General features: G+C 57.9%; 15 protein-coding genes and 1 tRNA gene. 1 reads left to right on the forward strand and 15 read right to left on the reverse strand.

From position 1 onward, the window contains the following. Nucleotides 1–46 precede the first annotated feature (46 nt). The 14 genes from BN1123_RS09060 to ruvA all read right to left on the reverse strand — a co-directional run bounded on the left by BN1123_RS09060 (nucleotide 47) and on the right by ruvA (nucleotide 11571). Nucleotides 47–122: transfer RNA gene (locus tag BN1123_RS09060), tRNA-Lys, on the reverse strand. Between the two features lie 174 nt (nucleotides 123–296). Next, the gene (ybgF, locus tag BN1123_RS09065) at nucleotides 297–1097 is read right to left on the reverse strand and encodes a tol-pal system protein YbgF (protein ID WP_042026593.1); all 801 of its coding nucleotides are present in this window, start codon (nucleotides 1095–1097) and stop codon (nucleotides 297–299) included. A 12-nt stretch (nucleotides 1098–1109) separates the two neighbouring features. Beyond that, nucleotides 1110–1634, reverse strand: a complete 525-nt coding sequence (gene pal / locus BN1123_RS09070; RefSeq protein ID WP_005313284.1) for a peptidoglycan-associated lipoprotein Pal — start codon at nucleotides 1632–1634, stop codon at nucleotides 1110–1112. A 49-nt stretch (nucleotides 1635–1683) separates the two neighbouring features. Then, nucleotides 1684–3009, reverse strand: coding sequence for a Tol-Pal system beta propeller repeat protein TolB (tolB, locus tag BN1123_RS09075; protein ID WP_042026594.1), 1326 nt, complete (start codon nucleotides 3007–3009; stop codon nucleotides 1684–1686). A gap of 94 nt (nucleotides 3010–3103) precedes the next feature. Continuing rightward, nucleotides 3104–4225 carry a cell envelope integrity protein TolA gene (tolA, locus tag BN1123_RS09080; protein ID WP_042026595.1) on the reverse strand — a complete coding sequence of 374 codons (1122 nt, stop codon included), beginning with the start codon at nucleotides 4223–4225 and terminating at the stop codon, nucleotides 3104–3106. Between the two features lie 5 nt (nucleotides 4226–4230). Then, complete coding sequence (tolR, locus tag BN1123_RS09085) at nucleotides 4231–4677, reverse strand: protein TolR (RefSeq protein ID WP_026456924.1); 447 nt, start codon at nucleotides 4675–4677, stop codon at nucleotides 4231–4233. Beyond that, nucleotides 4677–5366: a protein TolQ gene (tolQ, locus tag BN1123_RS09090; RefSeq protein ID WP_026456925.1), complete on the reverse strand. Its 690-nt coding sequence runs from the start codon at nucleotides 5364–5366 to the stop codon at nucleotides 4677–4679. Before tolQ ends, tolR begins: the two co-directional genes overlap by 1 nt. Then, a complete protein-coding gene (gene ybgC, locus BN1123_RS09095) occupies nucleotides 5356–5763 on the reverse strand; it encodes a tol-pal system-associated acyl-CoA thioesterase (RefSeq protein ID WP_026456926.1) in 408 nt (135 codons plus the stop codon). Before ybgC ends, tolQ begins: the two co-directional genes overlap by 11 nt. Before the next feature lie 105 nt (nucleotides 5764–5868). Next, entirely contained in the window at nucleotides 5869–6180 is a 312-nt protein-coding gene (locus BN1123_RS09100; protein ID WP_042026596.1) for a cyd operon YbgE family protein, read from the reverse strand. Beyond that, nucleotides 6167–6283, reverse strand: a complete 117-nt coding sequence (gene cydX, locus BN1123_RS20880) for a cytochrome bd-I oxidase subunit CydX (protein WP_026456928.1) — start codon at nucleotides 6281–6283, stop codon at nucleotides 6167–6169. The genes BN1123_RS09100 and cydX overlap by 14 nt, the downstream gene beginning before the upstream one ends. A 15-nt stretch (nucleotides 6284–6298) precedes the next feature. Continuing rightward, nucleotides 6299–7435: a cytochrome d ubiquinol oxidase subunit II gene (gene cydB, locus BN1123_RS09110; protein WP_042026597.1), complete on the reverse strand. Its 1137-nt coding sequence runs from the start codon at nucleotides 7433–7435 to the stop codon at nucleotides 6299–6301. 11 nt (nucleotides 7436–7446) lie between these two features. Continuing rightward, nucleotides 7447–9003 carry a cytochrome ubiquinol oxidase subunit I gene (locus tag BN1123_RS09115; protein WP_026456929.1) on the reverse strand — a complete coding sequence of 519 codons (1557 nt, stop codon included), beginning with the start codon at nucleotides 9001–9003 and terminating at the stop codon, nucleotides 7447–7449. A gap of 934 nt (nucleotides 9004–9937) precedes the next feature. Further along, nucleotides 9938–10948, reverse strand: coding sequence for a Holliday junction branch migration DNA helicase RuvB (gene ruvB / locus BN1123_RS09120; protein ID WP_042026598.1), 1011 nt, complete (start codon nucleotides 10946–10948; stop codon nucleotides 9938–9940). A gap of 8 nt (nucleotides 10949–10956) precedes the next feature. Next, on the reverse strand, nucleotides 10957–11571 hold the full coding sequence (gene ruvA, locus BN1123_RS09125; protein WP_042026599.1) for a Holliday junction branch migration protein RuvA: 615 nt from the start codon (nucleotides 11569–11571) through the stop codon (nucleotides 10957–10959). A 259-nt stretch (nucleotides 11572–11830) separates the two neighbouring features. Here ruvA and BN1123_RS09130 point away from each other — a divergent pair, with 259 nt between their 5' ends. Beyond that, nucleotides 11831–13840: a methyl-accepting chemotaxis protein gene (locus tag BN1123_RS09130; RefSeq protein ID WP_042026600.1), complete on the forward strand. Its 2010-nt coding sequence runs from the start codon at nucleotides 11831–11833 to the stop codon at nucleotides 13838–13840. A gap of 90 nt (nucleotides 13841–13930) precedes the next feature. Here the strand turns inward: BN1123_RS09130 and BN1123_RS09135 are convergent, their stop codons facing one another. After that, complete coding sequence (locus BN1123_RS09135) at nucleotides 13931–15910, reverse strand: bifunctional 2',3'-cyclic-nucleotide 2'-phosphodiesterase/3'-nucleotidase (RefSeq protein WP_042026601.1); 1980 nt, start codon at nucleotides 15908–15910, stop codon at nucleotides 13931–13933. Between the last annotated feature and the right edge of the window lie 97 nt (nucleotides 15911–16007).

The raw sequence follows: 16007 nt of genomic DNA on the forward strand, positions 1-16007 counted from the left end.
CTGAGCTAAACGACCTGGGAATTCTGTCTCCACCTGGTGGAGAAAATGGTGGGTCGTGCTGGATTCGAACCAGCGACCAATTGATTAAAAGTCAACTGCTCTACCGACTGAGCTAACGACCCTCACCACGACCAGCTCCGACCGCGTTACCGCTTCGGCTCTGACGGCGGCCTATATTACGGATTTAAATTTCCGGTGCAACCTAAAATTCGTAATTTAAATCCGTTTGCTCACTGCGCATACAAATGCGCGCCGTTTTTACAGTACCGTTACGAAAACAGTAACATACGGCAATGTTACAGCTTGCTCAGGCTCTGCTTGGCCAACTGGGCCGGCGAGGTGTTGGGATATCCCTTGATCACCTGCTCATAGAAGCTCTTGGCTTCCGCCTTCTTGCCATCCAGCTGTGCCAGCATCCCCAGCTTCAGCAGGGCATCGGCGCGCTTGGGCGACTTGCTGTATTTGTTGGCCAGGGTGGCAAACTGGGTAGTGGCTCCGGCTCTGTCCCCCTTGTTGAACAGCAGCTGACCCAGCCAGTAGTGGGCATTGGGGACATAGCTGGAGTTCGGGAACTGCTTGATGAACCCTTCGAAGGCAGGAATCGCCTTGTCGTAGTTCTTCTCCTTGAGCACCATGTTCACCGCGGCGTCATAGGCCTGATTCTCGTCCTGGTTGGTCGAGTAGTTGGCCGCCGCTGCGGGAGTGGTGGCGGGCGCGGCAGGAGCTGCCGGAGCGGCCTGTTGGCTGCTGGCGACCTTGTCCAGCTCCTGATAGAGCTGACGCTGACGCTCCTGCGACTGTTCCATCTGGTAGGTCTGTTGCTCCAGCTGACCACGCAGCTCGGAGACTTCACCTTGCAGGGAGTCAACCTGCTGTTGCAGCTCGGCCTGCATCCGCAGACGGGCGTTGAGGGTGCGCTCCAGCAGGGCAACCCTGTCTTCCAGGCTGCCAGACGGGACTATGGCACCGTTATTGCCGCTAAGGATAACGCCACCGCTCGAATCACCGCCCAGATCGCTGACCGGAGCCGCGGCATGAGCAGTGACAGCAAATAAAACGGCCATCGAAATGGCCGCTTGCTTATACACAAAATTCATCCGAATCAAACCTTAGTAAACCAGGACCGCACGACGGTTCTTGGCAAAGGCATCCTCGGTGTGAGACAGATCCAGCGGCTTCTCTTCGCCATAGCTGACGATGGAGAGCTGCTCAGCCTGCACACCCAGGGTTTGCAGATACTTGGCAACAGCCTTGGCACGACGCTCGCCCAGCGCGATGTTGTACTCCGGAGTACCACGTTCGTCGGCGTGACCTTCGATCAGCACTTTGACGGACGGGCGCTCACGCAGGTAGCTGGCGTGGGCATCCAGCAGATCAGCGTACTGACCCTGGATGTCATAACCGTCGAACGGGAAGTAGATGACGTTGTCACGCTGCAGTGCTTCGAACTTCTGACGCATCTGCTCTTCTGGGGACAACATACCGTTGGCGCCGCCGGTTTGTACACCGCCCATGCCGTCGGTCATGCCTGATTCGGCACCAGCGGCGTCGGAATCAGAAGAAGAGCTACAAGCGGCCAGGGTGAACAGTGGCAGTGCGATGGCCAAACCCTTGAGCAGTTTATTGAGTTGCATGCTATTTCCTTAAACCTTTATAACAAAACAAAAAACAATCGGATTTTTATCAATTCAAGAAGGGCGACCAAGCTGGTGCACGTATTTCACCGCTACTGGTCGGAAGCACAGCCTTGAAGCGACCATCAGTCGACACCAATGCCAGACTCTTACGACCCTGATAGATGGTGGCATAAATGATCATGCTGCCATTGGGAGCCACACTGGGCGACTCGTCCAGAGCACTTTGGGTCAACACCAACAGAGCACCGGTTTCCATGTCCTGACGTGCGATGCGATATTGTCCCTGAACCCGGGTCACCATCACCATGGTCTTGCCGTCCGGAGTAATGGATGCCCCCTGGTTGGATTCACCTTCCCAGGTCATCCGGCGAGTCACGCCAGTCGACAAATTTACGCTATAAATCTGGGGTTTGCCACCACGTTCGGAGGTGAACAGCAAAGTTTGCCCATCCGGCATCCAGGACGGTTCGGTGTCGATGGTGCGGTTATTGGTGACTCGAGTGAGTTGCTTGCTAGCCACATCAACGACATAGAGATCAGGCTGACCATCTTTGGACAAAACGATAGCCAGACGACGACCATCCGGAGACCATTCCGGCGCCCCGTTGATGCCACGGAAACTGGTGATCAGGCTGCGCTGCTGGGTGTAGATATCCTGCACGTAGATCTCGGACTTCTGGTTCTCGAAGCTCACATAGGCCAGCTTGCTGCCATCCGGCGACCAGGAGGGAGACATCAGCGGCTCGCGGGAGCGCAGCAGAGTCTTCTCGTTGTAACCGTCGTAATCGGAGATACGCAGCTGATACGGGAACTGGGTACCCTGCTGGACCGCCACATAGGCCAGACGGGTCAGGAAGGCGCCACGCTCGCCAGTCAGACGCTCATAGACGATGTCGGAGATACGGTGGGCAAACTGGCGCATCTGGGCACCCGGGATGGTCGCCATCCGGCTGTCCAGGATGTAGCCGCTGCTTTCACCGCCCTGTGCCTTGGCCAACTGGCCCTTGAGCACATCGACCAGCTCGAAGTTGACCTTGTAGGTGCCATCCCCGACCGGCGCAATGGTACCGACCACGACCGCTTCTACCCCCTGGGCAGCCCAGGGCGCGAAGTTGATCTCACCGCTGGTGCTCGGGGTCTGCGGCATCTGGCTGCGGGCCAGCGGCTTGAACTTGCCGCTGCGCATCAGGTCGTTGGAAACCACTTCGGCGATGTCCTGCGGCAGCTGGCCATTGCCTTCCCACTTGAAGGGAGCGATGGCGATGGGACGTGCGCTATCGATACCGCCTGTGATGACGATGTCCAGGGCCGCCTGGGCACTCTGGCCCAGCAACAAACAGCCAACCAAAGCAAAAAACACTTTTCTGATCATGGCTTAAATACTCGGTTCCAATAAAAATGAGAGGTTCAATTCCTTTGTCAGCAAGATGCTGCCCACCACAGTCAATGACCCCGTTATCCCGTGTTTAGATGTTCGGTTCCAACTTGAGGTTGAACTCCTTCAACATCTCGAATGCCGCAGGATCCTTGGGTACCGGCAAGGAGCCAGCCTTCAGGACCGCCGCCTTGCCGGAGCGACAAACAGCCGGATCACCCTGGCCATTATCCACCGAGATGACAAAACCGGAGCTCGCAAGACGTACACCGATAGTACAGGTTTTGCCCCGCATTGTGGGATCCAAAATCATATACCGCTCAACAGTGGCCTTGATGAGGGCCGCGTATTTGTCGACCTCCCCCTGCGCCGCCGCCGATGCAGCCTGACTGCGGGCATTGGCCTCGGCCGCCAGCTGCTGTTGCATCATGGCTTCCATCTCTTTTTGCAATCTGGCCTCTTCCGCCGCCTTGCGCTTGCGTTCAGCCTCGGCCTTGGCCTTCTTCTCGGCCTCCTCCTTGGCTTTCTTCTCTGCGTCAGCTTTTGCCTTCTTGGCCGCCTCTTCCTTGGCCTTCTTCTCGGCCTCGGCTTTGGCTTTTTTCTCTGCTTCCGCCTTGGCTTTCTTCTCGGCTTCAGCTTTGGCTTTTTTCTCCGCTTCCGCTTTCTTGGCCTTGGCCTCTTCTGCCTTGGCCTTCTCCTCAGCTTCTTTCTTCTCTTGTTCCTTTTTCTTTTTCAGCGCCAGCGCCTTGGCATCTTCCGCGACCTTGCGCTCGGCTTCCGCCTTCTTGGCCTTCTGCTCTTCCAGCTTGCGGGCTTCCTCGGCTTTCTGGGCCTTCTCTTCCGCCAGCTTCTGCTCGGCTACTTTTTTCTGTTTTTCGGCCTCGGCCTTGCGGGTCGCCTCTTCAGCTTCCTTGCGCTTGGTCTCGGCGATGCGCAAACGCTCCTGCTCCTGGGCCAGCTCACGCTTGGCCTGCTCCGCCTCTTCCTTTTTCTTCTGCTCGGCCACCTTGGGCTGGGCCTTCTGCTGCTGGATCTGCTTCGCCTGCTGATCCAGGAATTCGCTGTCCAGCATCACCGCATTGACGATCTGCCCAGTTGACTCGGGTCGCTTGGGCTTGCTGAAGTCGAGACCGACAAACAGGATGATGCCGATGATCAGATGCAGCAGGAACGATGCAACGAGATAACCGGAAATACCACGCTTCACATCCATCTCCGTCAGTTCACCGGATCCGTCATCAGACCAACCTGAGGCACACCGGCATTCTTGAGGGCCACCATCAACAGGATCACCTCCTCGTAGCGCACAGCCTTGTCACCGGCGACCACCACGGGGGCGTTCTGGTTGATGGCCAGATAGCCCATGGCCTTCTCGGTGATGTATTGCTGCATCGCCTCGGGCGTGCCACTGGGGACCGGCTCGTCATCCGCCTCGCCCGCCTTGATCACGTATTCACCGTCTGTGTTGACGCTGACGATGAAGGGCGGCTTGGCATCTTCCGGCAGCTGCTCGGATTCAGCCTGCGGCAGATCGACCTTGACCCCTTGCGTGATCACGGGCGTCACCGCCATGAAGATGATGAGCAGCACCAGCATGACGTCGATATAGGGAACCACGTTGATCTCGGCCACCTTCTTGCGCCGGATCCGCTGATAGGTTTGCATTACTGATCACCCTGCTGCTGAGCAATTTGACGGTTCAGAATGGTGGAGAACTCGTCCATAAAGTTGGCATAGGCGTTCTCCAGCCGCTCGACCTTGTTGGAGAAGCGGTTGTAGAAGATAACCGCCGGGATCGCCGCAAACAGACCCATGGCGGTGGCGATCAACGCCTCCGCGATACCCGGAGCCACCATCTGCAGGGTCGCCTGCTGCACCTGACCCAGGGCGATAAAGGCGTTCATGATCCCCCATACGGTACCGAACAGACCGATATAGGGGCTGATGGAGCCGATAGTCGCCAGCACCGGCAGGTTCGATTCCAGATCGTCCACCGCGCGGGAAAGGGAGACACGCATGGCACGGTAGGTACCGTCCATCACCGCATCCTGGCCACGGGCGCCGGCCTTGAGCAGACGGGCGTACTCCTTGAAGCCGGAGTAGAAGATGTCTTCCATGCCTTCGATGTCGTCACGGCGGGAGGAGGACTCCTGATAGAGACGGTTGAGATCGACCCCGGACCAGAATCTGTCTTCAAACTGCTCGGAGGCAAGATTGGCCGCCTTGATCACCTTGGAGCGCTGGATAATCAGCGCCCAGGAGACCACGGACATCCCCATCAGGGTGATCATGACCAGTTTGACCAACAGGCTGGCTTGCCAAAACAGGCCAATAAACGAAATTTCAGCGTGCACTTAACAGCACTCCCTTGATATTTTCAGGTATTGCGACAGGTTTCATTTGCGGATGACTGACACAGGCTATCTGTACCATGGCCCGGGCGACAAGTCGTCCGTCGGCCGCCAGGATCTGCTGGGAAAAACGCAGGGATGCGCGTTTCATTTCAGTCACTTGCGTTAACACATTCAGTAATTCATTAAAACGGGCCGCCGAGCGGAAATCGATCTCCGTGCGAGTCACAACGAAGGCGAATCCCTCCTGCAGCAGGACGTCCTGTTCGACGCCCATGGCACGAAGAAACTCGGTGCGAGCACGTTCCATAAACTTGAGATAATTGGCGTTGTAGACGATGCCCCCGGCGTCGGTATCTTCGTAGTAGACACGCACCGGAAACTCAAAGACTTCCCCCATAGCAATCTGTGATCCATTCGACAGTCAGATGGGGGGCTATCATAGCGCAGGGCTGAATAGGAAAGAAGCAGGGGGAGACAGGGAAATCCTGCCTCCCCCCGTTTTTTATGAAAGGAAATATGACTGCATCAACCAGAGCCCGTACAACAAACTGGGCAAGGCGAGCCAGGGGTTGAAGAACAGGCGTCCGAGCAGGCTGCGGGGGTGGAATCCCAGCCCGTGCAGCACACCGCAGCAGACTGCCCACATCAGCCAGGGCGCCAGCCAGTGACCGTGTTCACTGGTATTGGCCGCGATCAGGTTCGGGGCCTGCAAGATGGCGACGGCCAACAGGGCCGCCGCCAGCAACATCAACCCCTGCCATGGCTGGCGCTCCAGGGGAGCGGCCAGCCTGGCGAGTCGATCACTTGTCTTCATCGATCTGGCGATCCATGTTCTCGGTGTGTTCCAACCACAGCGCATTGATGATGCCAAATGCGCAGGCCAGCAGCAGACCCAGGATCCAGGTGAAATACCACATTGTCAGGGCTCCTTCTTAGTAGGCCGAATGTTGGTTATCTTCGATGTGCTTGTTGGTCACCCGGCCATACATCTTGATGTAGGTCCAGAGGGTGTAACCCAGCACAATCGGCACGAAGATAGCAGCGGCCACCGTCATCACCTGCAGAGTGTTGAAGGAGGCAGTGGTATCCCACATGGTCAGGCTCTGTGACGGCTCAAGGCTTGAGGGCATCACGAACGGGAACATGGAGAAACCGGCGGTCAGGATGATGCCCGCCATCGCCAGGGAGGAGCAGGTAAACGCCAGCCAGCCCTTGTTCAGCTTGGCAAACACGGCAACCAGCAGGCTCATGGAGAGGCCCAGCAGAGGGGCTGCCACCATCCACGGGTAAAGGCTGTAGTTGTTCATCCAGGCGCCGGCCTGTTGCACCACTTCCTTGCCGAGCGGGTTGGAGACGGCATCGGTCGCGGCGGCCTTGACGATGACATAGCCATCCATGCCACTGACCCACCAACCGGCCAGGGCAAACAGCACCATGGTCAGCAGGGAGCTGCCGATGGCGGCGGTGCGGGAGCGGGCCAGCACTTCACCTTCGGTCTTCATCATCAGCCAGGTTGCGCCCTGCGCCAGGAACATGCACAGGCTCACCACGCCGGCCAGCAGGCCGAACGGATTGAGCAGGCCGAAGAAGTTGCCGTGATAGGTGGACATCAAGAACTGGTTGAACTCGAACGGCACGCCCTGCAGCAGGTTGCCAAACGCCACGCCAAACACGATGGGCGGTACGGCACCACCGATGAACAGGCACCAGTCCCAGTTGTTGCGCCATCTCGGGCTTTCCAGCTTGGAGCGGTAGTCAAAACCGACCGGACGGAAGAACAGCGCCATCAGGGTCAGGATCATCGCCACATAGAAGCCGGAGAATGCGGTGGCATAAACCAGCGGCCAGGCGGCGAACAGGGCGCCACCTGCGGTGATCAACCACACCTGGTTGCCATCCCAGTGGGGGGCAATGGAGTTGATCATGACACGACGTTCAATGTCTTTCTTGCCGACGAAGGGGAGCAGTGCGCCCACCCCCATGTCGAAGCCGTCAGTGATGGCGAAACCGATCAGCAGCACACCGACCAGCACCCACCAGATGACACGCAGAGTTTCGTAATCAAACATGGTTACTCTCCTTATGCCTTGAGCTGTTCGAAGTGATACTTGCCGGTCTTCAGGCTGCTAGGGCCGAGGCGGGCAAACTTGAACATCAGGTACATCTCGATAATCAGCAGCACGGTGTAGAACAGGCAGATACCGATCAGAGAGAACCAAATCTCGGACGCAGGCACGTTGGAAGCGGAGACGAAGGTCGGCAGCACTTCCGCAATGGTCCAGGGCTGACGGCCGTACTCGGCTACAAACCAACCGGCTTCGATGGCGATCCACGGCAGCGGGATACCCCACAGCAGGGCCTTGAGCAGCCACTTGCGCTCGCCGATGCGGTGACGGGCACTGTCATAGAAGGCCAGGCCGATCAGCACCAGCATCACCATGCCGGTCGCTACCATGATGCGGAAGGCGAAGAACAGCGGCAGTACGTGCGGGATGGAGTCATCCACCGCAGCCATGATCTGCTCCTCGGTCGCATCGGTCACATTGTTGGTGTAACGCTTGAGCAGCAGACCGTAACCCAGATCCTGCTTCACTTCGTCGAAGCGAGCGCGGGTCTCGTCAGACTTGTCGCCGGATTGCAGCTTGGTCAGCAGGTCGTAGGCGGTCATGCCGTTGCGCACGCGCAGCTCGTGCTCGCTCTTCAGATCCTTGAGACCGGTCACCTGACCGTCGAGGGAACGGGTCGCGATGATGCCAAGGGCATAAGGGATCTTGATGGCGTAGTCGGTGCGCATCTCTTCCTGATTCGGAATACCGAACAGGGTAAAGGCGGCCGGCGCGGGTTCAGTCTCCCACTCGGCTTCGATGGCAGCCAGTTTCACCTTCTGCACTTCACCTGTCTCGTAACCGGACTCGTCACCCAGCACCAGCACGGAGAGGATGGAGGCCATACCAAACGCGGCAGCAATGGCGAAGGAGCGACGGGCGAAGGCCACATCACGATTCTTCAGCAGGTAGTAGGAGGAGATGCCCAGTACAAACATGGCGCCGCAGGTGTAGCCCGCTGCAACAGTGTGCACGAACTTGACCTGAGCTACCGGGTTGAACACCAGATCGGCGAAGCTCACCATTTCCATGCGCATGGATTCAAAGTTGAACTCGGCACCGACCGGGTTCTGCATCCAGCCGTTGGCAACCAGGATCCAGAGGGCGGAGAGGTTGGTCCCCAGCGCCATCAACCAGGTCGCAGCCAGGTGTTGATGCTTGGAGAGACGATCCCAACCGAAGAAGAACATACCGACGAAGGTGGACTCCAGGAAGAAGGCCATCAGCCCTTCGATGGCCAGCGGGGCCCCGAAGATGTCGCCGACATAGTGGGAGTAGTAAGCCCAGTTGGTCCCGAACTGGAACTCCATGGTCAAACCCGTGGTCACCCCGAGGGCGAAGTTAATGGCGAACAACTTGCCCCAGAACTTGGTCATGTCCTTGTAGATGGGGTTGTTGGTCATAACATAGACAGATTCCATGATCGCGAGAATGAAGGTCATTCCCAGCGTCAGGGGGACAAACAAGAAGTGATAAAGGGCCGTCGCAGCGAACTGGAACCGCGATAGGTCGACCACATGCTCAGCAATCATGATGTTTCCTCACCGATTATTGGCACGGCTATTTTAAGATTTAGGGACAAAGCTTCCGTTGGGGGTTAGCAAATGGAGCTCGCTGTAAATCCTCACAACAAAACCCCTTCACCAACGACCAATATTAACAACAAGGCAATATCTGAGAACAAAGAAAGCTAATGTTTAACAATTCTAAAACAACCAGCTGGAATTTATTCTCGCCCATGATGACCGTGGTTTTATATCACCTTTATTTGATTGAAATCAATGTAAAAGCGACCCCAATACATGGTTTCAAAAGGCATCTTTAAACTATTTACAAAGCGATGAAGAGAGCTGGATCACAAAATTAGATTTGATGTAAAACATTGATTTAAATCAATTTAAATTTTTAACATCTCGCTCTGTAGTTTAATTTAAAAATAACAGCCAAGGTCATGTTTATCATGTTATCCGGATTGTTCTGGCCGCTTCGAAAAAGCAATTTAAAACTGCAAACAATGCATACTCATGCGAATCAATCAGGCCAAATTCATCATTAGTTAAACTAATTTGAATGGTGCAATTTTTCTTGTTTGCCCGAGCTGATTCGAACTCCTACAATGCGCCTCGCAGTGAGGGCATCCCCTTGGATACAGGCCGGTTAATCAGGGTTCACGGTACGTATCCGACCATCCGTTTGAACCTGTTTATTGGAATCGAAGATGAAAAAGTTTGTTGCTAAAACCATCAGCTACTACAAGCTTTCTTTTGTTCAACTCTATCAATTGAACCGACTCTGAGAGCTCGCGACGGCTCACTCGTTTTTTTCCGGTCTGTATCCGGACGTACTCACTGGTTGTGAACATCCATCCTGAATTGTCTTTGCCCACCGCATCCGCCGTGGGCTTTTTTTTATCCCGCCAATAAAAAAACCGCCGTTGGCGGCGGTTTTCTATTCAAATCTCTGTTTTCACTTCTCATCTGGCCGCTGAAGGCCGAAATGGGCATAGGCTCGCGTGGTCGCTATCCGTCCTCTGGGTGTGCGTTGCAGATATCCCTGCTGGATCAGGTAAGGCTCCAGCACATCCTCGATGGTATCTTTCTCTTCCCCGATGGCTGCCGCCAGATTATCGAGCCCCACAGGGCCTCCCATAAACTTGTCGATCACAGCCAACAATAGCTTGCGGTCCATGAAGTCGAACCCCTCGTTGTCCACGTCCAGCATGTCCATGGCACGGGCTGCAATGGGGCCGTCAATCTTGCCGTCAGACTTGACCTGGGCAAAATCCCGCACCCGCCTTAACAAACGGTTAGCAATTCGCGGGGTGCCGCGAGAACGACGGGCCACCTCGATGGCGCCATCCTCCGACATGTCGAGCCCCAGGCAGCGGGCGCTGCGGGAGACGATGTCCGTCAGATCCTTGACGTTGTAGAACTCCAGCCGCTGAACGATGCCGAAGCGATCCCGCAGCGGGCTGGTGAGAGAGCCGGCCCGGGTGGTGGCCCCGATCAGGGTAAAGGGGGGCAGATCGAGCTTGATGGAACGGGCCGCCGGCCCCTCCCCTATCATGATGTCGAGCTGGTAATCCTCCATCGCCGGATAAAGCACCTCCTCCACCACAGGGCTCAGGCGATGGATCTCGTCGATGAACAGCACATCGTTGGGCTCGAGGTTGGTGAGCAGCGCCGCCAGATCGCCGGCCTTTTCCAGCACCGGACCCGAGGTGGTCTTGATGTTCACCCCCATCTCGTTGGCGACAATGTTGGCCAGCGTCGTCTTGCCCAGACCCGGCGGGCCGAAGATCAGCAGGTGATCGAGAGCCTCTCCCCGTTGCCGCGCCGCCTCGATGAAGATCTCCATCTGTTCGCAAACGGTATCCTGGCCTGTGTAGTCGGCCAGTTTCTTGGGACGAATGGCCCGATCGATAATGTCATCCTCACGGGCGGCACTTGCCGAGATGAGACGATCCGCTTCAATCATCGACTACCTCACACCAGACTACGCAGGGATTCACGGATGATCTCTTCCACCGACATGCCATCGGCGGCGATCTTGCTGACGATCTGGCTGGCCTGCTGTGGCTTGTAACCAAGGGCCACCAGCGCGCTGGCCGCCTCTTCTGCCGCATCCGGCGCCCGCAGGGCCGGTTCGCTGGCAGGCAGGGGCACGGCCGCCGGCGAGAAGAGATCGTGGCTGACCCAGCCCTTGAGCCTGTCCTTCATCTCGACCACCAGCCGCTCCGCCGTCTTCTTGCCCACCCCGGGTAATTTGACCAGAGAGCTTATCTCCTCGCGCTCGACACACAGGACAAACTGGCTGGCAGTCATGCCGGAGAGAATGGCCAGCGCCAATTTGGGGCCCACGCCGTTGGTCTTGATCAGCTCGCGAAACAGCGCTCGCTCCTGCTTGTGGTTGAAGCCATAGAGCAGCTGGGCATCTTCACGCACGACGAAGTGAGTCTGGATGGTCACCTCCTGGCCGATATCCGGCAGGTCGTAGAAGCAGCTCATGGGCATCTGCACCTCGTAGCCGACCCCGCCAACCTCCAGCAAAACCTCGGGGGGCTGCTTTTCAATGACAATGCCTCTCAAGCGACCGATCACGGCTCTCTCCTTACCAATACGACGATTCGAAAATTGGTTCATAGCATAAAGAATAACTGGATAAGTATCCAGCATAGGCCGTACACCGTCGGGTGGTCAGAGCGGCTTTTTATGCCTTTCACCACCATGCTTTCCTTATTGGTTACAAGGCACGGGCGATCCCTGCCACGCCGCAGGCGTTGTGCCGGAACATAAACGACTACACTGAATCCGTTCGGAACTCTGTTCGATCCAGTGTCGATACCAAGGAAGGCATCAGATGAAAATTGTCACCACATTCACCCTGGCGCTCACCATACTGCTCGCTTGCACCCTGGGTATGGGCGCTGCGGGCTGGTATGGCAGTCAGCGGCTGGAGGCATTGCTCTCCTACGTGCTGGGCGCAGCCTGGCAAACCGCGGACGGCGCCATGGAGGGCTCCATCGAACTGGGCAACCAGCAACTCCATATCCAGAAGATGCAAAACGGCACACCCCTTGATCGTCCGGCGCTCGATGCCGCCAGAGCCACCGCCGACGATGCCCTGTCCCGGGTCGCCCAGGGCAAGCTGATCGACACTGCCGCCATCGCCGCCATGACGCAGCGCAAGCAGGAGTATCAGCAGCAACAGGAAAAACTGCTGGGCCTCCATGACAGCTATATCGAGGTGGATAAGGCGCTGCGGGATAACGCCGAGCGCATGGAGCGTATTTCGAGCCAGCTGGAAGTGATCGGCGATGGCGCCGTCGAGGCGCTCACCCAGTCTCCCGACCAGCTCATCAGCTGGAATGGCGGCCTTGCCACCCGCTGGGAAGCAGCCGATGGCGGCATGGAGGCCAACATCGGTTTCTTGCGCCAACTTTATGCACTGGAGAAGATGCGCAGCCAGGGCGTCACCCCCACCATCAGGGAAGAGCTCAAGGAGGCGACCGATTTCTATCAGAGCGCCGTTGACCGCATGCTGGCCACCGGTCTGTTCGACAGCGAAGGGAGCGGCGAATTTGCCGGCCAGTCGCTGGCCAGCCAGTACCGCACCCTGATGTCACGGCACCATCAGCTGCTGGAGACCTGGACTTCGGCCCTGAGCGCCTATCAAATCCAGCGGGCCAGCTACGAAGCCAGTGCCGATGAGCTGCAAAAACAGCTGGTTGATATCGAAGCCCAGGGGGACGCCACCGTGGAAGATCAGGTCGCCCGGCTGCACGACATCATCGGCCATACCCACGGCCTGTTGCTGACCGGTCTGATTCTGAGCCTGATTGCGGTCATCCTCTGCGGGTTCTGGCTGACCCGTACACTGGTGGCCCCGCTGCTGCAGGTCGACAGGCGGATGCAGGACATAGCGGCAGGGGACGGAGACCTCAACGTGCGCATCAACCTGCAGCGGGATGACGAGATTGGCTCGCTGGCCAACAGCGTGGATCGCTTCATCGAGAAGCTGCAGCAGATGATAAGTTCGACCATGGACAACAACCAGCACATCAGCGAGCACGTGCACACCTCGGTCAACCGGGTCGAAGCCATCAGCCAGAGCAGCCGCCAGACGGCGGAACACGCCCAGGCGCTGCATCAGGACAGCGAACAGATGGTGCAAGTGGCCACTCACATCTCGGACAACTGCAGCATGGCCGCCCAGAATGCCAACGACGTGCGCCAGCTGACCGTCGAGAGCAGCCAGTATATGGCGTCCGCCACCACGGGCATGCAACGCATGGTGACGGAGGTGGGCGAGTGCGCCATCGCCATCAACTCCCTCAAGGAGCAAGCGGGCCAGATAGGCCAGATCATCTCCACCATCAGCGGTATTTCCGAGCAGACCAACTTGCTGGCCCTCAACGCAGCCATCGAGGCCGCCAGGGCCGGAGAAATGGGTCGCGGTTTTGCGGTGGTGGCCGACGAAGTACGTACCCTGGCCAGCCGCACCGCCGCCTCCAGCGCCGAAATCAGCCAGGTGATCAGCAGCATCCAGCAGCAGACGGAGACGGCCTACCTGATGATGCAGCGCAACATGAAGACGGTGGAGTCAGGGATGCAGGATTCCGAGAATACCAGGCAGATCCTGTTTCGGGTGGAAGAGGCCATCGACCGGCTGGCCACCATGGTGCAGCAGGTAGCCGATGCCACCGGCCAGCTCTCGCTCACCCTGAGCAGATCTTCCGACAAGGTATCAGGGATCAGCCAACAAGCCAGAACCGGCGAGCAGGAGGCCCAGGAGTGCCTGCATATCGCCTCCTCCCTCCATCAGGTCAGCTTGCAGCAACAGAGCCTGCTCTCCCAGTTCCGGGTCTGACCCGGCCACGGAAACGAAACATGCCAGCCCGGACAAACGGGCTGGCATGTTGTTTTCTACTGGCCGAAGTCTGTCTCCGGCCATGCCCTGTTACTGGCGAACCAGACGGTAGATGGCGTAACCGGGATGCTTCTCATCATCCATCGGCAAGGTGGACTGATAGGCCAGATCCGCCCCAGCCACCGCCTTGGCCTCCTCGCGGGGAGAGGAGTAGAGGCGTACATCAACGCCAGCAGGCAATGCCTTCATGTGCCAGTTGTTGTCGGCCAACGGACTGAAGCCCTGGGGCTGGCTGGCCGAACGTGACTTCAGGTACTGGGCCACAATTTCACGTGTCTCGAAGGGATCTTCGTGGACGATATTGCCACCATCTACACCCGGGAAGTGGCCGCCACCGCTGGCGCGGTAGTTGTTGGTCACCACGTAGAATTTCTGGGCCGGATCGACGGGTTTGCCGTTGAAGGTCAGCTTGCCTATCCGCTCGCCCTCGCTCACCTTGACCCCCTCCTTGTTGTAACGGGCAGGCTGGGTGATATCCACCTCGTAGCTGACCCCGTCGATCACGTCGAAGTTGTAGGTGGGGAAACTCTCGTTCACCAGCCACTGCACCTCGCGGCTGGCGGGCTCAACCCGGTTGAACTGGCCGACGCTCATCTCCAGCCACTCCTTGACGGTGACCCCGTTCACCTCGACCACCTGCAAGGTGTTCGGGTAGATGTAGAGATCGGAGACGTTGCGCAGGGAGATATCCCCCGCCGGCACATAGGTGAAGTCCGTGATGCCATTGCGCCCGCCACGAAACGGCGCCGCCGCCGAGAGGATTGGATAAGGCTCCTTGAGCAGGCCATCCTTTTGCAACTGTTCGGCATACCGGCGCTGGGCATCGCTCACCAGCTGCACCGAGGGATCGTCCTGCACCAGGGCGAAGAAACTGTGGATGGGGTTGGTGATCTTGCCAAGAGGGCGATCCAGCCACTGGTTGGTGCCCTCATGGTCTGCCTTGACCAGCTCGGTGACTCGCGCATCCACCTTGCTCCCTTCGCTGGCATCGATCTGGCGCAGGCTGGCCTGGCTCTGCTTCACCTGCCACTTGCCATCCACTTGTTCCAGCTTGAGATCGATGATGCCGAGGTGATTGCCCCAAAAGCCCGGCATCACGGTTGGCACACCACTCAAGGTGCCGGCCTGGTTGTCCACCTCCGGCAGATTGGGGAAATCCCCCGGGAAGTTCTTGTGGGCATGACCCAGCATCAGGGCATCTATACCTTCCACCTTGGCCAGGTGCCAGGCGGCATTCTCCATCATGGCCTCGTAACTGCCGGCATTGATGCCGGTGTGCGCCACCACGACCACCAGATCGGCCCCCTTGGCGCGTAGCTCGGGAATGTAGTGGTTCGCGGTCTCGACCATGTCGGCCACCACCACCTTGCCCTGCAGGTGACGCTTGTCCCACTGCAGTACCTGCGGCGGGGTCAGCCCCAGAATGCCGACCTTGACGGTCTGCGGCTGCCCCTTGTCATCTGTCACCTGGCGCTCCAGCAGCAGGTAGGGGGTGAACTTGTTGCCACTCCAGTCGATCTTGCCCTCACCATCGCGCTTGAAGGCATCGGCCGCGAACACGTTGGCATTCACGTAGGGAAATTTGGCCCCTTGCAGCACCTTGCCGAGGTAATCCAGCCCGTAGTTGAACTCGTGGTTGCCCAGGTTGCCGGCGTCATAACCCAGTTCGTTCATCGCCTTGAATACGGGATGCGCCTGCTTGTCGAGGTAGCCCTCGCCCGCCTGCTCAAAGATGTAGTCGGCCAGCGGCGAGCCCTGGATCAGATCGCCGTTGTCGAGCAGCAGGTTGTTGGGGTTTTCGGCGCGGGCCTCCCGGATCAGCACTGCGGTGCGGGAGAGGCCGAATTTGCGATCTTCCTTGTTCTGGTAGTAGTCATACCCCAGCACATTGGAGTGAATGTCGGAGGTCTGGATCAGCCGCAGCGAGACCACGCCAGGCTGCGCCTTCTCCTGTTGTTCTGCTCCGCAGGCTGATAGCAGCACGACGGAGGCGATAACCCCGAATCTCATGGTTTTATTCACTGGGTACTCCTGATTGAACCAGATCTCATAATGGAGTACTGAAATTTATCAGAAGAAAGTGACTCAGACAGGTATCGAGGCCCAT

It is taken from the genome of Aeromonas enteropelogenes (genome assembly GCF_000819845.1).
Lineage (GTDB): Bacteria > Pseudomonadota > Gammaproteobacteria > Enterobacterales > Aeromonadaceae > Aeromonas > Aeromonas enteropelogenes.